Annotated in this window: 18 protein-coding genes; 7 read left to right on the forward strand and 11 right to left on the reverse strand. The window is 43.7% G+C overall.

The window, feature by feature from the left end:
- Nucleotides 1–150 precede the first annotated feature (150 nt).
- Nucleotides 151–462, reverse strand: a complete 312-nt coding sequence (locus HL061_RS11080) for a YhbY family RNA-binding protein (protein ID WP_058024582.1) — start codon at nucleotides 460–462, stop codon at nucleotides 151–153.
- Between the two features lie 334 nt (nucleotides 463–796).
- Between HL061_RS11080 and HL061_RS11085 the strand changes: the two genes are divergently transcribed.
- From HL061_RS11085 to HL061_RS11110, 6 genes are all read left to right on the forward strand, one after another.
- Complete coding sequence (locus HL061_RS11085) at nucleotides 797–1,429, forward strand: SAM-dependent methyltransferase (RefSeq protein ID WP_252962837.1); 633 nt, start codon at nucleotides 797–799, stop codon at nucleotides 1,427–1,429.
- Nucleotides 1,430–1,830: 401 nt separating this feature from the next.
- Nucleotides 1,831–3,726, forward strand: coding sequence for an ATP-dependent zinc metalloprotease FtsH (gene ftsH, locus HL061_RS11090; RefSeq protein ID WP_093069415.1), 1,896 nt, complete (start codon nucleotides 1,831–1,833; stop codon nucleotides 3,724–3,726).
- 164 nt (nucleotides 3,727–3,890) lie between these two features.
- The gene (folP, locus tag HL061_RS11095) at nucleotides 3,891–4,814 is read left to right on the forward strand and encodes a dihydropteroate synthase (RefSeq protein ID WP_093071183.1); all 924 of its coding nucleotides are present in this window, start codon (nucleotides 3,891–3,893) and stop codon (nucleotides 4,812–4,814) included.
- 94 nt (nucleotides 4,815–4,908) lie between these two features.
- Nucleotides 4,909–5,190 carry a succinate dehydrogenase assembly factor 2 gene (locus HL061_RS11100; RefSeq protein WP_058024586.1) on the forward strand — a complete coding sequence of 94 codons (282 nt, stop codon included), beginning with the start codon at nucleotides 4,909–4,911 and terminating at the stop codon, nucleotides 5,188–5,190.
- A 52-nt stretch (nucleotides 5,191–5,242) separates the two neighbouring features.
- Entirely contained in the window at nucleotides 5,243–5,692 is a 450-nt protein-coding gene (locus tag HL061_RS11105; RefSeq protein ID WP_093071180.1) for a hypothetical protein, read from the forward strand.
- 254 nt (nucleotides 5,693–5,946) lie between these two features.
- Complete coding sequence (locus HL061_RS11110; RefSeq protein WP_240365401.1) at nucleotides 5,947–6,660, forward strand: YidB family protein; 714 nt, start codon at nucleotides 5,947–5,949, stop codon at nucleotides 6,658–6,660.
- Between the two features lie 126 nt (nucleotides 6,661–6,786).
- Here the strand turns inward: HL061_RS11110 and HL061_RS11115 are convergent, their stop codons facing one another.
- From HL061_RS11115 to trmB, 3 genes are all read right to left on the reverse strand, one after another.
- Nucleotides 6,787–7,869 carry a regulatory protein RecX gene (locus HL061_RS11115; protein ID WP_252962838.1) on the reverse strand — a complete coding sequence of 361 codons (1,083 nt, stop codon included), beginning with the start codon at nucleotides 7,867–7,869 and terminating at the stop codon, nucleotides 6,787–6,789.
- Between the two features lie 52 nt (nucleotides 7,870–7,921).
- Nucleotides 7,922–8,974, reverse strand: coding sequence for a recombinase RecA (recA, locus tag HL061_RS11120; RefSeq protein ID WP_071003057.1), 1,053 nt, complete (start codon nucleotides 8,972–8,974; stop codon nucleotides 7,922–7,924).
- Between the two features lie 1,036 nt (nucleotides 8,975–10,010).
- Nucleotides 10,011–10,850 (reverse strand): tRNA (guanosine(46)-N7)-methyltransferase TrmB, encoded by an 840-nt coding sequence (gene trmB / locus HL061_RS11125; RefSeq protein ID WP_252962839.1) that lies wholly within the window; start codon nucleotides 10,848–10,850, stop codon nucleotides 10,011–10,013.
- Between the two features lie 193 nt (nucleotides 10,851–11,043).
- On the opposite strand from trmB, the gene HL061_RS11130 reads away from it, so the two are divergent.
- The gene (locus HL061_RS11130) at nucleotides 11,044–11,973 is read left to right on the forward strand and encodes a DUF2628 domain-containing protein (protein WP_240365399.1); all 930 of its coding nucleotides are present in this window, start codon (nucleotides 11,044–11,046) and stop codon (nucleotides 11,971–11,973) included.
- Nucleotides 11,974–11,996: 23 nt separating this feature from the next.
- On the opposite strand, the gene HL061_RS11135 is transcribed toward HL061_RS11130, so the two are convergent.
- From HL061_RS11135 to rpoZ, 7 genes are all read right to left on the reverse strand, one after another.
- Nucleotides 11,997–13,883, reverse strand: coding sequence for a monovalent cation:proton antiporter-2 (CPA2) family protein (locus tag HL061_RS11135; protein WP_071003060.1), 1,887 nt, complete (start codon nucleotides 13,881–13,883; stop codon nucleotides 11,997–11,999).
- A 90-nt stretch (nucleotides 13,884–13,973) separates the two neighbouring features.
- On the reverse strand, nucleotides 13,974–14,678 hold the full coding sequence (locus HL061_RS11140; protein WP_058024595.1) for a hypothetical protein: 705 nt from the start codon (nucleotides 14,676–14,678) through the stop codon (nucleotides 13,974–13,976).
- Nucleotides 14,679–15,252: 574 nt separating this feature from the next.
- Nucleotides 15,253–16,368: a cation diffusion facilitator family transporter gene (locus tag HL061_RS11145; protein ID WP_252962840.1), complete on the reverse strand. Its 1,116-nt coding sequence runs from the start codon at nucleotides 16,366–16,368 to the stop codon at nucleotides 15,253–15,255.
- Between the two features lie 217 nt (nucleotides 16,369–16,585).
- Nucleotides 16,586–18,874, reverse strand: coding sequence for a primosomal protein N' (locus tag HL061_RS11150; RefSeq protein ID WP_252962841.1), 2,289 nt, complete (start codon nucleotides 18,872–18,874; stop codon nucleotides 16,586–16,588).
- A 136-nt stretch (nucleotides 18,875–19,010) separates the two neighbouring features.
- A complete protein-coding gene (locus tag HL061_RS11155) occupies nucleotides 19,011–19,391 on the reverse strand; it encodes a RidA family protein (protein WP_058024599.1) in 381 nt (126 codons plus the stop codon).
- A gap of 144 nt (nucleotides 19,392–19,535) precedes the next feature.
- Complete coding sequence (locus HL061_RS11160; protein WP_071003068.1) at nucleotides 19,536–21,734, reverse strand: HD domain-containing protein; 2,199 nt, start codon at nucleotides 21,732–21,734, stop codon at nucleotides 19,536–19,538.
- Between the two features lie 350 nt (nucleotides 21,735–22,084).
- Nucleotides 22,085–22,345, reverse strand: coding sequence for a DNA-directed RNA polymerase subunit omega (gene rpoZ / locus HL061_RS11165; protein WP_071003070.1), 261 nt, complete (start codon nucleotides 22,343–22,345; stop codon nucleotides 22,085–22,087).
- Nucleotides 22,346–22,473: the final 128 nt, after the last annotated feature.

Here is a 22,473-nt window from a genome sequence, read left to right on the forward strand (position 1 = left end):
TGCCCTAGGCTGATACGACACACTAAGCAGATCCAAAACCAGCAGACAAGACAAAAGCCGCGAGCAAGATGCATCGCGGCTTTTATAGTTACCGTCATTATTTAAGCTGATGCGGCCTACTGTTATTCAAGCAAAGCTTGTCATGACATATTACTGCGCGTGACGTGCTAGGTTAGACAGTTTAGGGTTGGCATTTGGGTTTTGGCGTAGCAATAATGCCATACGTCCAATAGAATGGACCAAAGACGCATTAGCTGCTTTAGCAAGTTCAGCGCCAACGATGTCGCGCTCTTCTTTGGTGCCAGCAGGCAGTTTTACTTTGATAAGCTCATGATCTGTTAGCGCGCGATCAATCTCTTCGGTAATGGTTGGGGTAATACCCTTGTTGCCAATCATAACGATAGGCTTTAGCTCGTGACCGATGCCTTTGAGACGTTTGATGGTAGCGTTATCGAGTTGCATAGAATTCCTAGGTGTTGGTAAAAATAAAAATGGTACTGTCAAAAACAGTTATGGATCATTATAGATAATCTGTGACCATCTTGCATGAGATCAGCAGGATTTTGCACGATTTTACGTGACGAAAATGTTAAACTGAATGTTTGGTACATTATAAACGCTACTGCCTTATAAAACAGTCATTTAACCAATAGAATTTGGTCAGTTTGCGACCAACCATGAATAAAAAATCTGATTAACACCGTATTTAGAATAATCCGCAACGGATTAGTATCAGTTTGTAAGTGATAGCGCAATTAAAGCAGCTAGATTTAGTAAAGCAATAGGAGCAGGTATTTTGGCCACGCGTATCGAAAACAAAAAACTATCAAAGAGCAGCAGTGCTTGGATGAAAGAGCACATTGACGATCATTATGTACAAAAGGCTCAAAAAGATGGCTACCGTGCCCGTGCCGCTTATAAATTATTAGAGATTAACGAAAAAACCAACCTGATTAAAAAAGGCATGACGGTGGTAGATTTGGGTAGTGCACCTGGCAGTTGGTCTCAAGTAGCGGGACAGTTGGTTGGTGACGACGGTATCTTGATTGCCTCTGATATTTTGCCCATGGATGCTCTGCCTAATGTTACCTTTATTCAGGGTGATTTTCGTGAAGCTGAAGTGTTTGACGCCATTATGGCAGAAGTAGGCGATAGGCAAGTCGACGTGGTATTGTCTGATATGGCACCCAATACGGCGGGGAATAGCGCTATCGATCAGCCGCGTATGATGTACTTATGCGAGCTGGCAGTGGACTTTGCTTTATCAACCTTACCAAAAGGTGGCGCACTTATTATGAAAGTGTTTCAGGGCGAAGGCACACAAGAATTACGCAAGCAGATGCAGCAGGATTTTAGTAAGATTCGTAGTATAAAACCAAGTGCGTCACGTCCGCGCTCAAAAGAGATGTTTTGGGTGGCGATTAAATAGTTTTAACATCAATGAGTTGCTACTATTGTAAGCGAGTTAATCAGTCACCATAAACTATCATTATGGTCGTATAAAAAGCGCTACATTCATTAACTGAATAATCGTGAAACCTGCTTGAATTATGCAGGTTAGCGCCATATATCATGGTATATTACCTTTGTTTTTAGCATACGTTTTAGACAAAGTCGTCTGATAATAAGCGTTTTACAAGCTCAATGATCGTATATCTATGTTTATCTCATACTGATTATTTATAAAAGCAATTTTTATGCTACCTGTAAATCATATAAATTTAATTTAGCAGCTTTTTATTATCGGGATACTCGTTAAAAATGAGCAATACGTTTATAGACGTCACGTGTTTAGTAAACACACCAATAAGTAAGGGATGGGAATAACTAGTGAGCGACATGGTAAAAAATACCTTATTGTGGCTGGTGGTAATCGGCGTTTTAGTGCTGGTGTTTAGCGGCTTTGATCAATCATCTGAGCCAGATAACCTTAACTACTCTGAGTTTGTGACCGCTGTGTCAGAAAACCAAGTAGCCAGTGTCGAAATTGACGGCGAACAGATCACCGGCGAAAAGAAAAATGGCTCATCTTTTGAGACCATTAGACCGGCTGTGTCAGATGACCAGTTGATGCCAATGCTACGTGAGAACCAAGTCGAAGTCCAAGGGACCGCACCAAAGCGCCAAAGCGTATTGATGCAACTACTGATAGCCAGTTTCCCAATTTTACTGATTATTGGTCTGTTTTTATTCTTTATGCGTAATATGCAGGGCGGTGCAGGCGGTAAAGGCGGCGGCCCAATGAGCTTTGGTAAGTCAAAAGCCAAAATGCTGACGGAAGACCAAATCAAGGTGAACTTCGAAGATGTGGCTGGTTGTGAAGAAGCCAAAGAAGAAGTCGTTGAAGTGGTTGACTTTTTACGTGATCCGGATAAATTTACCAAACTTGGTGCCACGATTCCTCGTGGTATCTTGATGGTAGGTCCACCGGGTACGGGTAAGACATTGCTAGCAAGAGCCATTGCTGGTGAAGCTAAAGTGCCATTCTTCTCAATTTCAGGTTCTGATTTTGTTGAGATGTTTGTTGGTGTTGGTGCATCACGTGTACGCGACATGTTTGAGCAGGCGAAAAAGAGCGCCCCTTGTATTATCTTTATTGATGAGATTGATGCAGTCGGTCGTCATCGTGGCTCTGGCATGGGCGGCGGTAACGACGAGCGTGAGCAGACATTGAACCAATTATTGGTTGAGATGGATGGTTTTGAAGGCAATGAAGGTGTTATCGTTATTGCTGCAACCAACCGTGCTGACGTGCTTGATAAAGCATTGTTGCGTCCAGGTCGTTTTGACCGTCAGGTTCAAGTGGGCTTGCCAGATATCAAAGGCCGTGAGCAAATCTTAAAAGTACACTTAAGAAAGTTGCCGAACACCATCAGTGTCGATGCAGGTTCTCTTGCTCGTGGTACGCCAGGGTTCAGTGGTGCACAGCTTGCTAACCTTGTAAACGAAGCAGCCTTGTTTGCCGCGCGTCGTAACAAGACCAGTGTCGACATGAATGATTTTGAAGATGCAAAAGACAAGCTATACATGGGTCCTGAGCGCAAATCTATGGTGATACGCGAAGAAGAGCGCCGTGCGACCGCGTATCACGAAGCGGGTCATGCGCTAGTAGCTGAACTACTGCCAGGTACAGATCCGGTGCATAAGGTCACTATCATGCCTCGTGGTTTTGCGCTTGGTGTTACTTGGCAGCTGCCTGAGCACGATCAAACCAGCATGTATAAATCTAAGATGTTAAACGACATTGCGATTTTGTTCGGTGGTCGTATTGCTGAAGAAGTCTTTATTAATCAGATGTCAACAGGTGCTTCAAATGATTTTGAACGTGCAACCAAAATGGCACGAGCGATGGTCACTAAGTATGGTATGTCTGATGCACTAGGTATCATGGTGTATGAAGATGATGACAGCTCGCAAGGATACTTTGGCGGTGGTGGTCGTACGATTTCAGAAGCCACGCAGCAAAAGGTTGATGAAGAAGTGCGCCGTATGCTAGAAGAGCAGTACGATATCGCTCGCGAATTGATTGAAGCCAATCAAGATAAAATGCATGCAATGGTTGAAGCGCTCATGAATTGGGAAACCATCGACCGTGACCAGCTGCAAGATATTCTAGCAGGTGAAGAACCGCGTCCACCAAGAGTCTATCAACATAACGAAGTCAACTTGTCAAAAAATGACATTAAGACGACTACTTCTACACCGCCACCATTACCGGCGATGTAAGGCAGTTCTGATTGAAGTTTAATAAAAGGCCCTTTATCATAAAGGGCCTTTTTATTGTCATCATTCTTTTAAGGGCTTAGGACGTCATAAGATTTACTGGTATCATAAGCACAGATAACGAACTCTCGAGCTATTTTATACAACTTATTTATGATGGATCGCTCATGTCATTATTTCAGCCTTTACCCAACTATAAAATATCGAGCCGTAATAAAACCTTGAATTTGTCTGAGCCGCATATCATGGGTATCTTGAATGTAACGCCAGATTCATTCTCGGATGGTGGGCGGTTTAATGCGGTAGAGAATGCCGTTGCTCATTGTCAGCAGATGATGGATAACGGTGCTACTATTATTGATATTGGCGGTGAATCTACTCGCCCCAATGCAGATACTGTATCGACTACTGAAGAGCTACAACGGGTTGTGCCAGTGGTACAAGCTATACGCCAGCATTGTGGAGATGATATTTGGTTATCTATTGATACCAGCAACCCAGAGGTCATGCAGGCAGCGTTTGATGCTGGTGCTGATATTTGGAACGATGTCAGGGCGTTAAAACGTACTGACGCTGCAGAACTGGCCGCTAGCCTTGATATTCCTGTCATGCTGATGCATATGCGCGGTGAGCCAACGACGATGAACAATCTGGCACAGTATGATAATGTGATTGATGAAGTGAGCACAGAACTGACCACACGTATCAAAGAGGTAACGCGCCTTGGGGTTAAGCAGGAAAATATTATTATTGATCCAGGTTTTGGTTTTGCCAAAAACTATGAGCATCATTGTGCTTTATTAAGTCAGTTAGACAGCTTACAGGCATTGGGTTTGCCAATGATGTTTGGTATTTCACGTAAGCGCTTTTTAGGAGAGGTATTGACCAATAGTGGTGTCAAAACAGTACAGACCACTCAAGCCATAGAACGAGACGCAGTAGGGACTGCTGCTGGGATATTTGCGCTACAACAAGGTGCCAGCATCATTCGCACGCATAATGTAAGCATGATGCAGCAAGCAGTGGCACTATGGAGTCAATTATCAGCGTACCATCATGAGCATTGTATTATTAATACAAATACTCGATAAAGCCACACCGTGATAAATACAATATCTACAATCTAATTTTCCACTATGATTGAATACCACATCAAAAACTATTGAAATGAAAGAGAGTATCTTTATGACCAGTATCACTCAGCCAGAACCGACCAATGAGCAGCGCCGTATTATTTATCAAGCTCGTCGCGGCTTGAAAGAGTTAGATTTTTATATCGATCCTTATGTCAAAGAGCTGTATCTGACAGCAGATTCTGCTGAGCAAGAGACCTTTGCCCAAATGCTCACCCATGAGGACCCGGATCTATTGGATTATTTTACCAATCAAAATCGTCCAGCAGAGGATGATATATGGGCACTCGTTAATAAAATAAAAACATGGCGACACACCAAAGACTTGGTTTAGAGGCTCTGTATTTGATAGGCACAATACTGATGATTTCTCATGGCGCGCCCATATGACCCTAGCAACGGCGCTGCGCATTGATACAGCTATTCATTCTACCAGTCGGCTACGCCGGCTGCTCTATGTGGGTTTAAGTGCGATCATGATTGTCTTAGCGTGGCTTGCGGCTTTGGCATGGTGGCAATATTTGCTGATTTTGACTGTCTCGCTAGCCATTGTTGGCTATTTATTTCTGACACGTTTGACACTACGACATCTGAGTCAGCCGCCACTTGATCAACGTATGGATAAACAGTGGCAGTTGTTGATTCAGACAAGTCGAGGCGATGAGCTGTGGCAAGCACAGCTACTCTCTACACATTACTATCAATGGGCGATAAATCTTGAGTTCAACATAGTAGAGCCTTATCAGCGCCCTCTATCTATCACCATATTTTGTGATCAAGTAAGCCCAGAGGAATGGCGAACGCTTAGTGTTTTAGCCAATATTAATAAGGATTAAACAGGGTAAAATATACTGATTGATCTTCACGTTTCTATTTAGTCTTACTCATCTGTTATAGGCTTACGAATGCCTACATGTCATAACAAAATACCTATCTTGGTCTCCAAAGAGTTTTGTTATATTGAAACTCATAAATAAAGTATATGAACCAACTGCATTGTACTTCCAGTTTATGCCATGAAAAACCAGTATGGACAACGGTAGGCAGTCGGCTTGTATCATAAATAATATGACGATAAGAGGAAGAGATCATGAGTTTATTAGGGAATTTAGTGAGCCAAGTGGCCCGTAGTGCAATGAATCCAGAGGATGCTCAACGCCATCCAGTGAATCAACGTATCAATCCACGTCGTACAGGTGGCTTGGGCGATATACTAGGCAGCGTATTGGGCAGCGGTAGTCAAGCAGGTGGCTACAATCCGCAGCAATACGATCGTAAGCCAGATAATGGTTTTGGTTTAGATGATATCATTGGTGGTCTGGCTGGTGGTAATCAGCGTGGTAGCGTCAGCTCAGGCGCTGGTGGACTGGGCGATATTTTAGGCAGTGTACTAGGGGGTCAGCGTAACAGCAGTGGCTTTGGTGGTAAGGGGATGCTTATCGCTGTCCTTATGCCAATGGTGCTGAGCTGGATCAAGCGTAATGGCGGTATCGGCGGTGCACTATCGAAAATTACTGGTATGGGTCATGGCGACCAGGTACGCTCTTGGATGAGTACCAATGAAATCAATGACAATCTAGACCCAAGTGAGATAAATCAGCTGTTTGATGAGCGTGAGATTCAGCAAGTAGCAGCGCGTACGGGTGCAAACGAAACAGAAGTACGTCAAGGTTTGGCTGAATTACTACCTGAGGTAATGAACCAGCTAACGCCTAACGGCAATCTAGATAATGAAGTAGAAGCTAATGAAGAGATTGATCAAATTATCAATCAGTTATCTAGTCGTCTTGGAACATTAAAATAACAAATAGTTTGAATACCGCCTAGATTTATATCATGAGAGCGCGTTTAATAACGTGCTCTTCTTTGTGTTCATTACAATGACAATGGTATTGATGTTCAGAGATCGTTTGGCAGTGCTATGAAGATTTCAAAAGCGCTCATCTAACGTCTCTACGGTGTAGTTGAGTGCTGCAAAGCAGATATCTGTATTAAACCCTCGGTACTGCAAAAATCGCAACTGCTTAGCTTTTTCTTTTTGCTCAGTAGGTAGGTCATCACCGTATTTTTTGGTACGGGCTACCACAGCCAGTTTTAGCCAATCAACCCCCTCAACTAAGCTGTCATCAGGATCAACGAACTCGCGAAACTCTTCAGACTCACTATTTGCCATATCAATCAATTCATCGATGTTACCTGGCATCGCGATTTTTTTGCGATAGAACTCTTGCTTGATACGCCCGCGTCCCCGACCTTTACGGATATTCTCACGTATCAGCATAAGAGTGGTGCGGTAGTCACTTTGATAGCCTTTTTCCTCAAACTCATCAAGTAGGGCATCTATTTTTTCTGGGTCTTGTTCTTTGTCGATTAGCTTTTGCTTGAGCTCAGCTTTGCCGTATTCGCGTCGTGACAAGTAATAGAAGGCAAGCCAACGTAGCCGGCTCTCAGCTTTGATAGCATCAATCTCTGCTTGTTTTTGCTCTGGGGTACGCAGGTAAGCTTTAAGCGCGGCTGGTATATTATCGTTTTGGTTTTCTACTGCACTATCATCAAATGATGGACGTTCACTTCCGCATTCTGATTGCTCAAACGAGGGGGCATAGTTGTCGTTTTCAGCTATGTCATTCTCTGCATCACCACTATGTACGCTGTTCTTGACCTCGGCCAGCATCTCTTTGATGGTTTGTGCTTCAGGTGGCTGATAAGCAGGTGTATCGCTTGGCTCAGCGGTGAAGTTAGCAGCTGGATGAAAGCGTTTTTTACGTTTTTTGGATTTAGAGTTTTTTTTTATCTTAGCAGAAGATTCTTCAAAATATGATGTGTCAACAGTAGGCTCACTAGTGCTTGAATGAACTTGATCTGGGACTTTAGAAAGCTTGCTAGATTTACCTGATTTGTTAGATGTGTTTTGATAGGAGCGTTTAGTAGGTTTTTTTCGTTTGCTATCAACAGAACTAGCTGAGCCGGTTTCCGACTCAGCTAAGATTTCAGCCAATGTTTTAATTTTCATAATAAGTCATGATTATTTATAGCAGCTACTGATAATGGTTACTAGTGAACCATTATTGTACAGAGTCAGGTGCCAGTTCTACATCGTCAGTTTCAGGCGCTTTGCTATCTTTTTTCTTACCAAGCTTTTCATCACGAATTTTATCTTCGATCTCTTTGGCGATAGCAGGGTTTTCTTTTAAGAAAAGCACAGAGTTGGCTTTACCTTGACCGATTTTTTCATCGCCATAGCTGTACCAAGAACCTGCCTTGCCAACGGCACCAATCTCGACACCCAAGTCAATCACTTCGGCCAAGTGGTTGGTACCTTCGCCATAAGTAATCTCAAACTCAGCTTGGCGGAACGGCGGTGCCATTTTGTTCTTGATGACTTTAACACGAGTTTGGTTACCGATGATGTCATCGCCATTTTTGACCGCACCAATGCGGCGAATGTCCATACGTACAGAGGCGTAGAATTTAAGGGCATTACCACCAGTTGTAGTCTCTGGGCTACCAAACATAACACCAATTTTCATACGGATTTGGTTAATAAACACAACCATACAATTAGAGCGTTTAGCATTACCAGTAATCTTACGTAGCGCTTGGCTCATCAGACGCGCTTGTAGGCCCATATGTGAGTCGCCCATCTCGCCTTCAATTTCTGCACGCGGAGTCAAGGCAGCAACCGAGTCAACAACGATCATATCGATTGCGCCTGAACGCACGAGCATGTCAGTAATTTCAAGCGCTTGCTCACCGTTATCAGGCTGTGACAGTAATAAGTCGTCGGTATTGACGCCTAGCTTGCGTGCATACACAGGGTCAAGCGCATGCTCAGCATCGATAAATGCACAGGTGCCGCCTTGTTTTTGACACTCCGCGATTGCTTGCAAGGTCATTGTGGTTTTACCTGAGCTCTCAGGGCCGTAGATCTCGATGATACGACCCTTCGGCAATCCACCAATACCAAGTGCGATATCTAGACCAAGAGAACCTGTTGAGACCACATCGGCATCAAGAATGGCTGAATCATCACCCAGATGCATGATGGTATTTTTACCAAATTGCTTTTCAATTTGACCTAATGCCGCTTTGAGGGCTTTGGCTTTATTGTCGTCCATACTGGATTCCTTTTTTGATAATTGATTTGGCGCTATAGATAAAAGATTTATACGTCTAAGAGTGATAACTGGTGCATACTGAGCAGCGCTAATAAGATAAATCATATAGCTATTCGCGCTCTGACAACTGGCTTAAATACACAGGTTGTCATATGACTGCTATCAGTAGTAATATCGAGATATCGCTCTACTATACAGTAAAATTAAATAACGAGAGAAGTAAAAATAAGTTCATAATCAATCACAGTTACAATAGCTTTTGAGTCGGATATTAACGACTAATAGCTATCTGAATCTCTGTAGTGCTATTGATTCGATAGAGTAATTATAACAAAATCCAAGCGCGATATTGAGTCTTGGACGACGCTAAACGACACTGAATGTCGTACGATATAAGAGTGAGGATTCACGAAGATAGCAATCTGTTCAAATGTGTTTTTGAACCTGATAACAGCTATGTTTGTCAATAGAATTATGAGTTGTCCACAGCAAATAATGTACTCATTTTTATTGGTTGTGAAACATTATAAACGGCTAAATTATTTTTAAAAATATTTAAAATAATTTTTTATGGCTTTATATTTAATATAAGTTATTGTTTTTAAATGATTTTTAAATTGTACAAAAAATGAACGATTTTATCTTAACCTTTAAGTTACCTAGGCACATGGTTGTCAAGTGGCCACTTATACACAGGGTTATCCACAGCTTATGGGGAGAACTCTTGAAGCCCTTATGGTATCTATGCTTGCGTGTATAGGTTATATATTGCAAGCTTCCAGTATCAAGCGTTGAAGATGATTTTTCGTCGACAACCTGTGCTCTAAGCGCTATGTTTCACATAATTACAATTTGTGATTCTTCCACGTATTACCATACTATAGGGCTTTGAAGTCAAGAGTATGACGAGATAAAAGCAACCAACGACCCGCCAAGCACGTTTATTGCTGTGATAGCAAGCTTATAAACGGGCATAAAAAAGCGGCTAAATAGAATAGCCGCTTTGTCAAAATTATCGATAGCAAGATTGTATTTGTTAGTCTTTGATATAGATCAAATCCCAGACCCCGTGACCACGCTCAAGACCGCGGCGCTCAAATTTGGTCATTGGACGAAAGTCAGGACGGTCAGTAAAGTTGCCTGCGCCTGCTTTGTTGGTCAATCCAGCAAACCCATCCAAAACTTCAACCATCCAAAATGCATAGTGCTCCCAATCCGTGGCTGTATGAAACCAGCCGCCTTGTTTTAGACTGCGCGTAACGATAGCCATACGCTCAGGACTGACAAAACGGCGTTTGTAATGACGCTTCTTTTGCCATGGATCAGGGAAGTAAAGCTGGATACGGTCAATATGATTTTCTGGTAGTTGCTTCAGCAATTGAATAGCATCGCCATTGATGATTTTGACATTGCTCAAGTTCTGCGTTCCTGCCATATAAGCGCATTTACCAATACCTGGTTCATGCACTTCGACACCAACAAAATTGCGCGCGGGCTCTGCGGCTGCCATCTCGATAAATGAATCACCCAAACCAAAACCAATCTCCAAGGTCAGCGGTGCGTCAGAACCATTTGGACTATCAGCGAACAATGCTCGCAAATCATCAATACCTGAAAGATCGCCATCGCCGAAACTGTTATTGACCAGATACTCAGAAAACTCTGGCGCGGTAAGTGCTAGCTCGGCGTTTTTGTTCATGTGCGTACGCCGCTTCATAAAAGTATTAACGATGCGGATATGTTTGTCAGAGCCAGGTTCTATCTCATGTCTAGCGTTTGTATCCGTATCGATAGGCGCACTAGTATTATTAGAGGTTTGCTCATCAGTAGTGTCAAGGCTGTTGATGGTGTCATTGATATCAGAATGTTGACTCATAGGATTTGTAAGGCTTAATTAAGTGGGTGATGTTGACTCATTATAAGTCAAATCCATACAACTGTGAACGTACAATCTTATTTTAGCGCGTTTGCTGCTCAGTTCTGTCGTTTCTCTATCCTAGATATGGGTTTTAGCGTTATCATAGTGTCATTGTTAAGGATGTTTTTTAGAGTCAGTAGAGCGTATTGCCATGCTATTTATTGAGACGGATTCACCGCCACCGTTTTATCAAGAGTCATTAACACCTGCTAAACGCAAGCAACTGGATCAATGGTTTATCGGTGATCGTACCCAGCGCTATTATCTCAAGCGCTTTGAGGAGTTTGATCAGCAAGGCTATCTGTCGCCAAAATGGCATTGGGCTGCATTTTTTATGACGTTTCCTTGGCTGTTATACCGTAAACGCTATATGGATGCCATTGTGTATAGCGTGGCAGGATGGTCATTTATTCAGCTTAATGTCGCCATTGTGCTTGTTGCCTTTGAGTTTGTGGCGATGTCTTATGTGCCAGACGTTTATCAAATGGCGACGCGGATCGGTATTGCTGCGATTATTTGGTTGTTTTGGTCTGCTATGGTGGCACGCTGGACAGATGCATATTATTACCGGATGGCGCGACGTGAGATCGCGGATGCGATTAACGATTATCCGCGAGATGAGGCGGCACAACAAGCGCATTTGAAAAAAGAAGGCGGCGTCAGTTTATTTGGCTTAGCATTGGGGTTTGGTTTTTTCGCCTTTGCATTATTGGTCATTAAGGTGCAGTTTTTACCTATTATCGCCAAACCAAAAGAAAATGAAGTGTTGTTTGATGCTTATGACATTGCCAAAAACGCCCAAAACCGAGTGGCATTGATTTATCAGCAGACTGGGCGATGTCCTGTAGATTTGCCACTCAGTACCGAGCAGCAGCAGGTACGTATGCATGTCGATAGTCAAGCGGCTGGTGTGCTAGAGACGGATTGCGCGGTGATTGCTACGATCCAGAACGTGACATTTCCAATCCGCTATCTGAACGAGCAGACATTGGTTTTTTATCATATACCAGACAGTGATAACTGGGATTGCACAAGCTCACTAAATAAAAAACAAGCCCCTAAAAACTGTCTATCTGACTAGGGGCTATACCTATCTAGTTTTTGCTAGTGTTTAGAGTCTGTTGCGGTATCGTGTGGTTCGTCAACTGGCGTCGCTTGGCTCTTTAAGGCTTCGTAGAAATCGGTCAAATCCATCTTGCGCGCTTTGCCGATATCTTCATCAAATAGGCTTTCAAGCTCTGCCATCGCTGATTGTGCAGACTCAATCATGCTGGCTTCATCATCGTAAATGGCTTGCTGACGCTCAATTAAGTCATCATCATAATCACGGAATGTTTTTACTGTCTCTCGAGCTTTTTCCGGAGAGATACCGAGTAGCTGTAGCGATTCACGCGACATGTCTAAAGATGACAAGTAAGTCTCACGCCAAATGTGACGCACACCAACTTCGCGTAAGCGGTAGTAATGCTGACGATCCCGCGCCCTGGCTAATACAATCAGCTCAGGATAGTTTTTGCGTAAATACTGAGCGGTAGTGATGGAGCGCTCTAGGTCATCAATGGCCAAAATAAAGACACGCGCCTTTTGAATACCGGCAGCTCGTAGAATCTCAGGGTTTTTTGGATCGCCGTAATAGACTTGGTTACCAAATTTACGCACGAAATCTACTCGGTTGGCAGAACGTTCAATGGCTGTGAATTCAATGTTATGCATACGAAGCACACGACCAATGATCTGACCGACTCGGCCAAAGCCTGCGATAATTACCTGATGCTCATGATCGGGAATGGTGTCGTATTCTCGACTTGGTTTGCGTTTGGCAAATAATGGTTCGCCTATTTTTTCTAACAACAAAAAGGCTAATGGTGTCAGTGCCATTGAGATCGTAACGACAAGGTTTAGCGTATTGGCAAGATCAGGACGTAAGACACTTTGGGCGGTGGCGACACTGAACAGAACAAAGGCAAACTCACCGCCTTGTGCCAAGGTCACACCCAATCTGATACTGGTTGGCCAGCGGTTGCCAGATACTTTGGCAATGGCTGCAATCACTGCAAATTTGATAAACATTAAAGCGAGGGCACAGCCAATGATAAATATCGGCTTGGCCAAAATGAGTTTGACGTCAGTGAGCATACCGACCGACATGAAAAATAGACCCAATAGCAATCCTTTAAACGGTTCGATACTGGCCTCTAACTCGTGACGATACTCAGAGTCAGCTAACAACACGCCTGTCAAAAATGCACCTAGTGCCATTGATAGACCAATTTGACCCATCAAAATAGACACGCCCATAACAATAAATAACGCGACTGCTGTCAGTAATTCTGAAGCACCGCTTGAGGCCACAAACTTAAAGAATGGTCGAACCACATAACGACTGGCAAAAATGAGACCAGCAAAGACTGCGAATACTTTCCCAAAGTACAGTAAATCGTAGCTTTGCTCACGAACCCCCGATAGGAACGGAATGACTGCTAATAAAGGAATAACCGCGATATCTTGGAATAGTAAGATAGTAAAAGCTTCGCGGCCATGTGTGCTCGAAAGTTGCTGTTTTTCTGTCAATATCTGTAGCACAAAAGCGGTCGAGGAGAGTGCTAAACCAAAGCCAACGATAAAAGCAGTATCTAGCTGTAAGGCGAAAAAATGGTGCAATAGCCCCATCAATAGTGTACCAGTCAGCCCAACCTGTAGACCGCCAAGAACGAATATAGAGCGGCGCAGCGCCCAAAGCCGCGATGGCTGCAGCTCAAGCCCGATGATAAATAGCAGCATGACCACGCCAAACTCTGAAAAGTGCAGTAGACTTTCAGCATCACCCGCCACATCCAAACCGCTTGGACCCAATATAAGCCCTGTGATGAGGTAGCCTAGGACCGTTGCAATACCGAAGCGTTTACCAAGGGGAACAAAGAGCAGCGCTGCTCCCAAAAAGATAGTGGCCTGTAACATTAAATTTGGTGAGCCGGCGGCGGCAGCGAACATCTGGAATCCTCAGAAATTAGGACAAAATAAGCAATTTAAAACGGGTATAACTAAAATTAGACTCGCGAAAAAATATAGCATCAACATACATTATTTTTTGCGATAAATCTTCCAAACACCATTATCTGCAAGCGGATTGTTATAAGCGTCATTGCGGCGCTTGCGCGGTGTTTGCCTGCTGTCGACAATCTTAAAATCAGGCAAAGCATGGACAATAAGGCCAGTACGATAAAAACGTACCCGTTCAGGCTCTAGCATCTCACCTTTGCTATCGCGGCAAAACACATAAGCGCGCAGATCGATAAACTCACGATGAGCGACCAAACGCGCGTCGTCATCATTATCCAGTACCGCTGTCATGCGAGCGACTTCATCATCAGTATAGTCACCACATTTATCAGTTAGTGCCCCAACTGAGCCAAAGCTTTTAGATTCCTTGGCTCGCGTTTTGGTTAAATGTAGGCGCTGAACATGGTAGATAAACTGCGGTATCTCAAGACTGGCAGGCAGTGGCAGATAATCAGGTGGCATATTGGCCGCTGGATAAAAATCCTTGGCGCGCTCAAGTAGATTTTGCCAACGTTGCTGATAAGCCTGTACCTCTGCTAAGTTGCCTTCATAGATAGGCATATCGCGAATCTGGCGCAAAATATCAGGCGGAAACTGCTCATGACGAAAGTTTGCAATGTCCTCTTGCAGCGTCGATAGCAAAACTTTGGCGTGTTTTTTGCCGTCTTTTGACGTAGGATCATCGATATAGTCTGGGGCGACAAAGGGTGCTGAACGTCTAGACATAATGTTATATCATCAATAGATCGTGAAAAGGGGTAGTCAGTCTTAAGTATACAGAATTTATATCAAAAATATGGTCGAGAGATAGGGTTTTTCATCAGTTTTAACATGCTATTACAATCGTAGAAACAAGTTTTAGGCAAACTTAGGTGAAACCTTCTTCTTTTATTGGCTCATAGGTTTTCACTTTTAATACTATGTAAGACAACAATGATTTATAGCCAATCAGATTATTGAGAATGACCTTTATGAGTAACTACTCATCAGAACTGACAGCTTGTCCTAAGTGGCGAGCCTCATTGAAGATGATTGGCAAATAGCCTTTATCGTCATTTGTACCAGTGTCATACTCGCACTTGCGTTTTGGTTGCTGATGATGTCAAATATGGGGCCTACTTATTTGCCAAATATCTGCAATGGCTGCCTCGATATATGGGTCAGAATGATGTTACTCGTGGTTGGTATCAGCCTTTGGGTGTTGATGGCTGCTTGGATTATTTGGCACATATTGCTTTATTTATATCATTTGATAAAACATAACCAATAATTGGCCAAGTTTCTATACTGGTATTTGCTCTTAATGATTATGACCAATATGACTGTTGCCAGCAGGTGCTTGTCCCGAAATATCGCAAACAAGAGCCTCACTATGTGAGCCGTTTTGTGGATGTGACAAACTTTCAACTTGAATAGTCGCATGATGAATACCGAGCGCTGATAGGCTTTGTTCAAGATTGGCAATGAGGCTACTCGACTCATGAATACTCATGTCTCCATCGACTACGACATGGCAAGATAGGGCGTGTAGGCCACTGGTAATACTCCAAACGTGTAGGTCATGGACTTTTTGTACTTGAGGGTGTGCGAGTAATTTTTGCTCAACGTTGACTAGCGATATGTTGGCAGGGGTGCCTTCCATTAATATATGCACAGAATCACGTACGACACGGTATCCACTGACTAATATAAGAATGGCGACAATCACGGATGCCACAGCATCTGCCCATACCCAGCCAAACCCCATCATCAACAGCGCAGCGATAATAGCAGCAACAGAGCCCAGCAGATCGCTCAGCACGTGCAAATAAGCACTTTGCATATTGAGATTGACAGGTTCTTTATTATCGGGTGTTTTTGTTAATGCGGCATCGTTACTACCATGATTGTGCCCGTGTGACTCTCCACCTTGACTGCCGCGGTGCATGAGCCATGCAACTAAGATATTGACCAGCATACCGACCGTCGCCACAATCAGCATACCTTGGGTTGCGATTTCTGGTGGAGAGTTAAAGCGTTTGATCGCTTCATAAAAAATCATCAAGGCGATAAAAACGAGCGTAGCGCCATTCAGGGTCGCGACCAGTATCTCAAAACGCTTATAGCCAAATGTTTTTTGATGCGTGGCTGCTTTTTCACCAATTTTGAATGCCATCAAGGTCGCGCCTAAAGCAACCGCATCGCTCAGCATGTGACCTGCGTCGGACAATAGCGCCAAGCTACCAGTAAGCCAGCCGCCAATAGCCTCTATAAACATATAACCAGTGATAATAATAAAGCTAAACAGCAAGGTGCGCTGATAACCTTTGGTGTCTTGCGATGATGACGATTCTAACTGGTCGTCATGGTCATGACTGTACTCATGGCTATGGTGATTATGATCGTGCTCGTCAGTGCTAAGATTATTTTGATTCATAACAACACTCAAGTCAGCTAATAGCGAGGTTTAGTAAACAATATCCATTGTGGTTCAGGTAGCAGGAGGTTTTTGGATACATACCACCTGATAGTGGTTATAAATCTAACATAGCCACGCCTGAGAAGCTGTAACGACAAAGTAAAAATCATTAGGAGGCACAAATCACAAAAATTACAACACTATATAGAACACCGACGAATGATAAGTGTCGGTTTTACCAACCAACGGGGTCAATGTCTAAGGTAAGCTTGAGGTATTTAGCACTTGGTAAGGCAAGTACGGGCTGCCACCATTGGTTCAATACATGATGTAAGTGCGCACGATCTTTGGCTAAGAGTAGTAGCTGCGCATGATAGCGGCTGTTCTTTTTACTCATTGGGGCATCAATAGGACCAAGAACCGCAAGATGGTGCGCACTGGGTAAGTGAGCAATAGCATCCTTGAGCGCTTGTGTGGTAGCTGCCAGCGTCTTGCCCTCACAGCGTATCAGTGCGGCATGACTGTGAGGCGGTAAGCCCATCATTTTACGCTCTTGCAGTAGCTCGCGGGCAAACGATAAATAACCATCTTTGACCAGTTTTAACAGTAATTCATTGTCAGGCTGTAGGGTCTGGATCAAGACGCGACCCACTTTGTCACCTCGACCCGCACGGCCAGCTACTTGTATCATGAGCTGCGCTGTATGCTCAGGTGAGCGAAAGTCTGCTGATAAAAATCCGCGATCGGCATTGGGTAAGCAGACCAGCGTGACATTAGGAAAGTGATGACCTTTAGCCACCATTTGTGTACCAACTAATATCGCAGGATCGCCTTGATTGATTTGCTGATAGATATTTTCCCAGCTGTCTTTTCGTCTTGTGGTATCACGATCGATTTGGATAATTGGATAAATCACTTTGCTGGTTTGGGGATTGGCAAAGATTGCATGCAGGTTTTCGCTGAGCCTTGTCGTACCCATACCTTTGGCATCTAGGTTTTGACTGCCACAATCAGGGCATACTGTAGGAATATAAGCCTGCCAATCGCAATGGTGGCATTTTAAATAAGAGCTACCTGAATAGCCGCTGCGCTGCGCCAGACTGTTATAGTGAACGGTCAAATGAGCATCACAGCGGGGACAATCTGCCTGCCAACCGCAAGCCTCACACAATAAAACAGGCGCATAGCCACGACGATTCAAAAATACCAGGACTTGATCGCCGGCTTCTAACGTTTGCTTAATTGCCCCAATCATTGAGTCTGTCAGCCCCGTGTCATAGCGAGCACCATCATGTTGCGCTTGCTGGTGAGTGCTTTGCAGGCGCGCATCAATCAGTTGCATGGTTGCAGGCTTGGCATTGCCGGGACGAGTCAGTAGTTGATACTCTATCAGCTTGCCGTCTTCGACCAGTTTCAGATGCTCAAGAGAAGGCGTTGCCGTACCTAATATGACTGGTATGTTGTGCTGTAGGCCGCGATAGAGTGCGACATCAGCCGCATGATAACGTAGAGTATCCTGCTGTTTGTACGAGCCATCATGCGCCTCATCAACGACTATCAATCCCAATGCTGCAAATGGATAGAGCACTGCTGAGCGCGTACCGATGATAATTTGTGCATGACCGGTGCGGCAGTCTTGCCAGCCTTGCAAACGATGGGTATCAGTCAAGCCGGAATGCAGCAAAACAATATGAGCGGCAAATCTACTAGCAAAGCGTGCACGTGTTTGCGGTGTGAGACCAATTTCTGGCACCAAGATCAGCACTTGCTTGCCTGCTTCTAGTACCGCCTGCATCGCTTGTAAGTAGACTTCAGTTTTGCCGCTACCAGTAATACCATTTAATAAAAAGCCAGTATAGATTTCAGATTTATGCGCAGCAACGATGGCATCAACGGCAAGTTTCTGCTCATCATTGAGAACAAGCGGCATTTTTGCCAATTTCACGGGAGAAGGGGATTGCTTGGTTTGGATATAGCGCTCGATTAGACCTTTGTCTTCGAGCGTTTTTAAAAATGCTCGCTGCATCCCTTCTAATAGCAAAACATCTTCACTAGCACCGCGCTCACCATGTAGCTTTAGCATGTCAAACTGCTGCTTTTGCTTTTTTGCATTGGCACGAAAATCTTCATCAGTGATATGCGGCAATATTCGCCAATGAGTAATTAGCAGATCTAGTGGCTTACCTTGGCGGACAAGGCTTGGCAGGATGACGGCTAAGACATCACCAAGTGGATAATGATAGTAACGCGCCAGCCAATAAGCCAGCTTGAGCATGCTGGGATCCAAAATAGGGTCAGCGTCCAAACATTTATTAATCGGTTTGATTTTATTGACGGGTACACTGCTTTCATCTTCAGAAACATGAGCAATCACGATACCAATTAAGGTTTGGCGGCCAAATGAAACCTCAACGCGACTTCCAATTGACGGCATCAGACGGTCTGGCGAAGCAAGCATATCCGCCGGTAAGCTATAGTCAAACACCCGATAAAGGGGTACGGGCAGCGCAACTTGTACCAACATAAACGGCTTCGCAGTCTTATCAGATTAATATTGATGTGAAATGAAGAAAAAGAGGCAGAGACCAATAAGCTTAGCATGATGCTAAGCTTATGATAGATTGACTGTTATAGGAGTATCTAAAAAAATTACTATCAGTTTAGTCAATATATAAGATAGATTCGATTTCGACCACGCCACCTTTAGGTAGGGCTGCGACTTGTACGGCAGCACGAGCAGGATATGGCTCGCTTAGGTTCGCCACAAATACTTCGTTTAAAACCGCAAAGTCACTTAAATCAGTCAAAGATACATTAAATTTAACCACGTCGTTGATGCTACCACCAGCCGCTTCACAGATCGCTTTAATGTTTTCGAACACTTGCTCAGCCTGTGCTTTAAAACCTTCTCTTAATTCCATGGTTTCAGGGTCAAAACCAAGCTGACCTGAAATATAAACGGTGTTGCCAACTTTTACGGCTTGTGAGTAAGTGCCTACAGCTGCGGGAGCTTTATCTGTTTGGATTGTTTGACGAGTCATATTATGTCCTTTTCGTATTTTATTGGTTGGTCTGTTGCTCACTGACAAGCAACAGTGCCTATTATTGTTTTAGAGATTGTCAAAACCTCAGCGCGATGCGTTCAAATCTGACTAGACAAAGAGTTTGCTAGACAGGCAGGGTTATTATAATTGATATAGCCGTATGATGTTAGGGAAGCCGAGTAATGAACGCAGCTCACGAATGCCTTGAGCCAAGTGATTGCGACTGCGTACGATGATATGGATGATAGTATCACTATTACGCACGTCAACGGTTTCAACCCCCATATGCAGCTGGCGCAGATGATAAATCACTTTACTGATTTGCTCATCGCTAAGCGCAATAGACAGCTTTAAGTAAGCAGGAAAACGTATTTTGCCACTATTTTTTATATCATGCTCGTCTGTTTCACCTTGTTTTACAGCGTTATCACTGCGCCAACGCAGTTGAATCACCTGATAGGGATTGTCTTTACGAATGTCGTCAAGCGAAAAGCATTTGTGTCGATGAACGACCAAGCCGTGCCGAGATAAGTGCCCAACGATAGGGTCACCATAGATTGGATGACAGCAGTTAGCAAAATCGAGCTCAACCCCAGAGGCATTGGCGATCAGCTGCTGTGGCTGTGTCATGTCTTCGTTGTGCGCTTTGGCTTGTACGTCACTGACTTCATCGTTAAACAAACGAGTGACTACAAGCTGTGGCAGTAGTGTACCGGAGCTTATTTGTTCGAATAGGGCGTTTTTTTCAGTCACACCGCGCCATTCAGTCAGATCTTTCCAATCATCCTCTGTTAGGTCATCGAGCGTTTTTTGATAGGTTTTAAGGGCACGATCTAACGCTTGACGACCATGATGCTGCTTGTCAGCGGTAGATAAGTCTTTGAACCAACGTAATATCTCTTCACGCGCTTTGTTGGTCACCACAAATCCTAACCATTCTGCTTTTGGTTCTGAGTGACTGTTTATCTCAATTTCAACGGACTGTCCGTTTTTTACCACGGTACCGAGTTTTGCTGCTTTATCATCGATATTGGCACCGACAGCGACGTTACCAACCATAGGCCCGACTGCGTAAGCAAAGTCTAATGCTGTTGCCCCTTGTGGTAGCTCATAGGCACGACCTTGCGGGCTATAACAAATAATCTTACTCGAATGCAAATAATCCATCAGCTCATTAATAGTCGAGACCGCTGCTGAAAAGTTAGGACTATTCTCATTTAAGTTGTCTTCATCGACCAAGTCTTTCATGTTACGCAGTGACGCTTGGATAACTGATTGACTGACTTCAGAGGCGTGCTCTGCACCGATAACGCCGAGCCTTGCAGCACTTTGCATTTGCTTGGTCAAAATAGTCACTTTTACGACATCGTTGTCGCGCTCATAAATGAGCGTGAGTGATTGATTGCCACCTGGTAACGGCCTGCGAATATTATCAGCAATGTGCGTATCATCAATTTGATACTTTTTAATAAGATAATACGCCAACTTGTCACAAGCTTCGATATTATCGAGGACAATCTCAAATGCATAGTGACGTAGCAGCGTGTTAATTTCTCCGCGATTGCGGAAAAACTGACGGTAAATGACCACACGATTGTCTAACACTTTGACCAGTCCGTTGAGCCCCAAATTATTAAGCACGATACTCAGATAACGATGAATGGCTTCTCTTTGGAAATTACGCCCAAGTCCATGCTGTAGCAGCTTATCAGATATCTTGTTGTACATATCAGAATCAAGGTTACGATAACACAGCACCTCAATATAATCGGCGATATCATTAAGACCCATCAAGCGTGCAAATGGCACATAAAAATCTAACGTTTCTTGTGCTGTCGTACGTTGTTTTTCAGGGCGCACGGCATCAAGCGTGGACATATTATGCAGGCGGTCCGCAAGCTTAATAATAAGTACCCGTGGATCTGCGAGTGTGGCTGTTAAAATTTTGTGAAAGGTCGCGGCTTTGTTTTGCTGCTTATTGTGAGAGGAGGATTTTAGTTTTGTCACACCATCGACCAGCCTAGCCACTATCTTGCCGTAACGCTGCTCGAGCTGCTCGTCACTCACGTCGGTGTCTTCGACCGTATCATGCAAAATCGCTGCAATAATGGTATCTCGATCTAAGCGAAAGCCCGCCAGTATCTCAGCCACTGCGATAGGGTGAGTGATATAAGGTTCCCCTGATTTACGCTTGTCTTTAATGTGCGCAATATCACCGAACTCACAGGCATCAACAATGTCACGGCGCTCAGCAGCAGTGAGATAACCGACTGAACGCAGCAAGTTATATTGAGCGTCATCGACGAGATGATGACTGAGTTTGGGTAGGGTTTGACTCATAAATGACGATCCTATTGTCCATGACTGACTTGATTATGGATTGAAGTAAGCAGTGAATGGTGACTGAATATTGACCAACCATACGAAACTTAAGTAGGGATAGGCCATTCTCTAATTAATCGCAAATCGCATTCAATGTCAACTGATAAGCGAGTAGGCGATGAAAAAATTTGACTCAGTGGGCTATTTTGATAGATAAATGGCTATCAAAACAGCAAATACAATACAGTTACAACCAAAAAACCACAGCCTATGCTGTGGTTTTTGTTATCAATAAAGTTATGTTTATCTTATAAAGCCATTATCAGCTTCAAAGACTTGGCAAAACAAACCTTATCAAAAATAGCTTTTTAGAAGCTATGATCGCCTGACAATGCTAAATCTAATGAGCTCGTTGCAAAGTTATGCTCTGGTTGATTTAGAATGTCGCGGGTGATTTTTCCAGCGGCAATTTCACGTAACGCCAATACTGTAGGCTTGTCATTATCGACATCAACCAACGGCTCGGCAATACCTTTGGCCAATTGACGGGCGCGTTTGCTTGCGGCCAAAATTAGCTCAAAGCGATTATCAACATTATCCAAACAATCTTCAATCGTTACTCGTGCCATAAATAGCTACCTCGGTTGTTTTTATTAGCCACGGACCTTGCCCGCCACTCAATAAAAATAATATCAAATACATAAAAGGGGATAGCTAAATATTATAGCATTTTTTGCCAAGTCGCGTAGTTGCTTTT

Source organism: Psychrobacter sp. PSP (assembly GCF_024085615.1).
Lineage (GTDB): Bacteria > Pseudomonadota > Gammaproteobacteria > Pseudomonadales > Moraxellaceae > Psychrobacter > Psychrobacter pacificensis.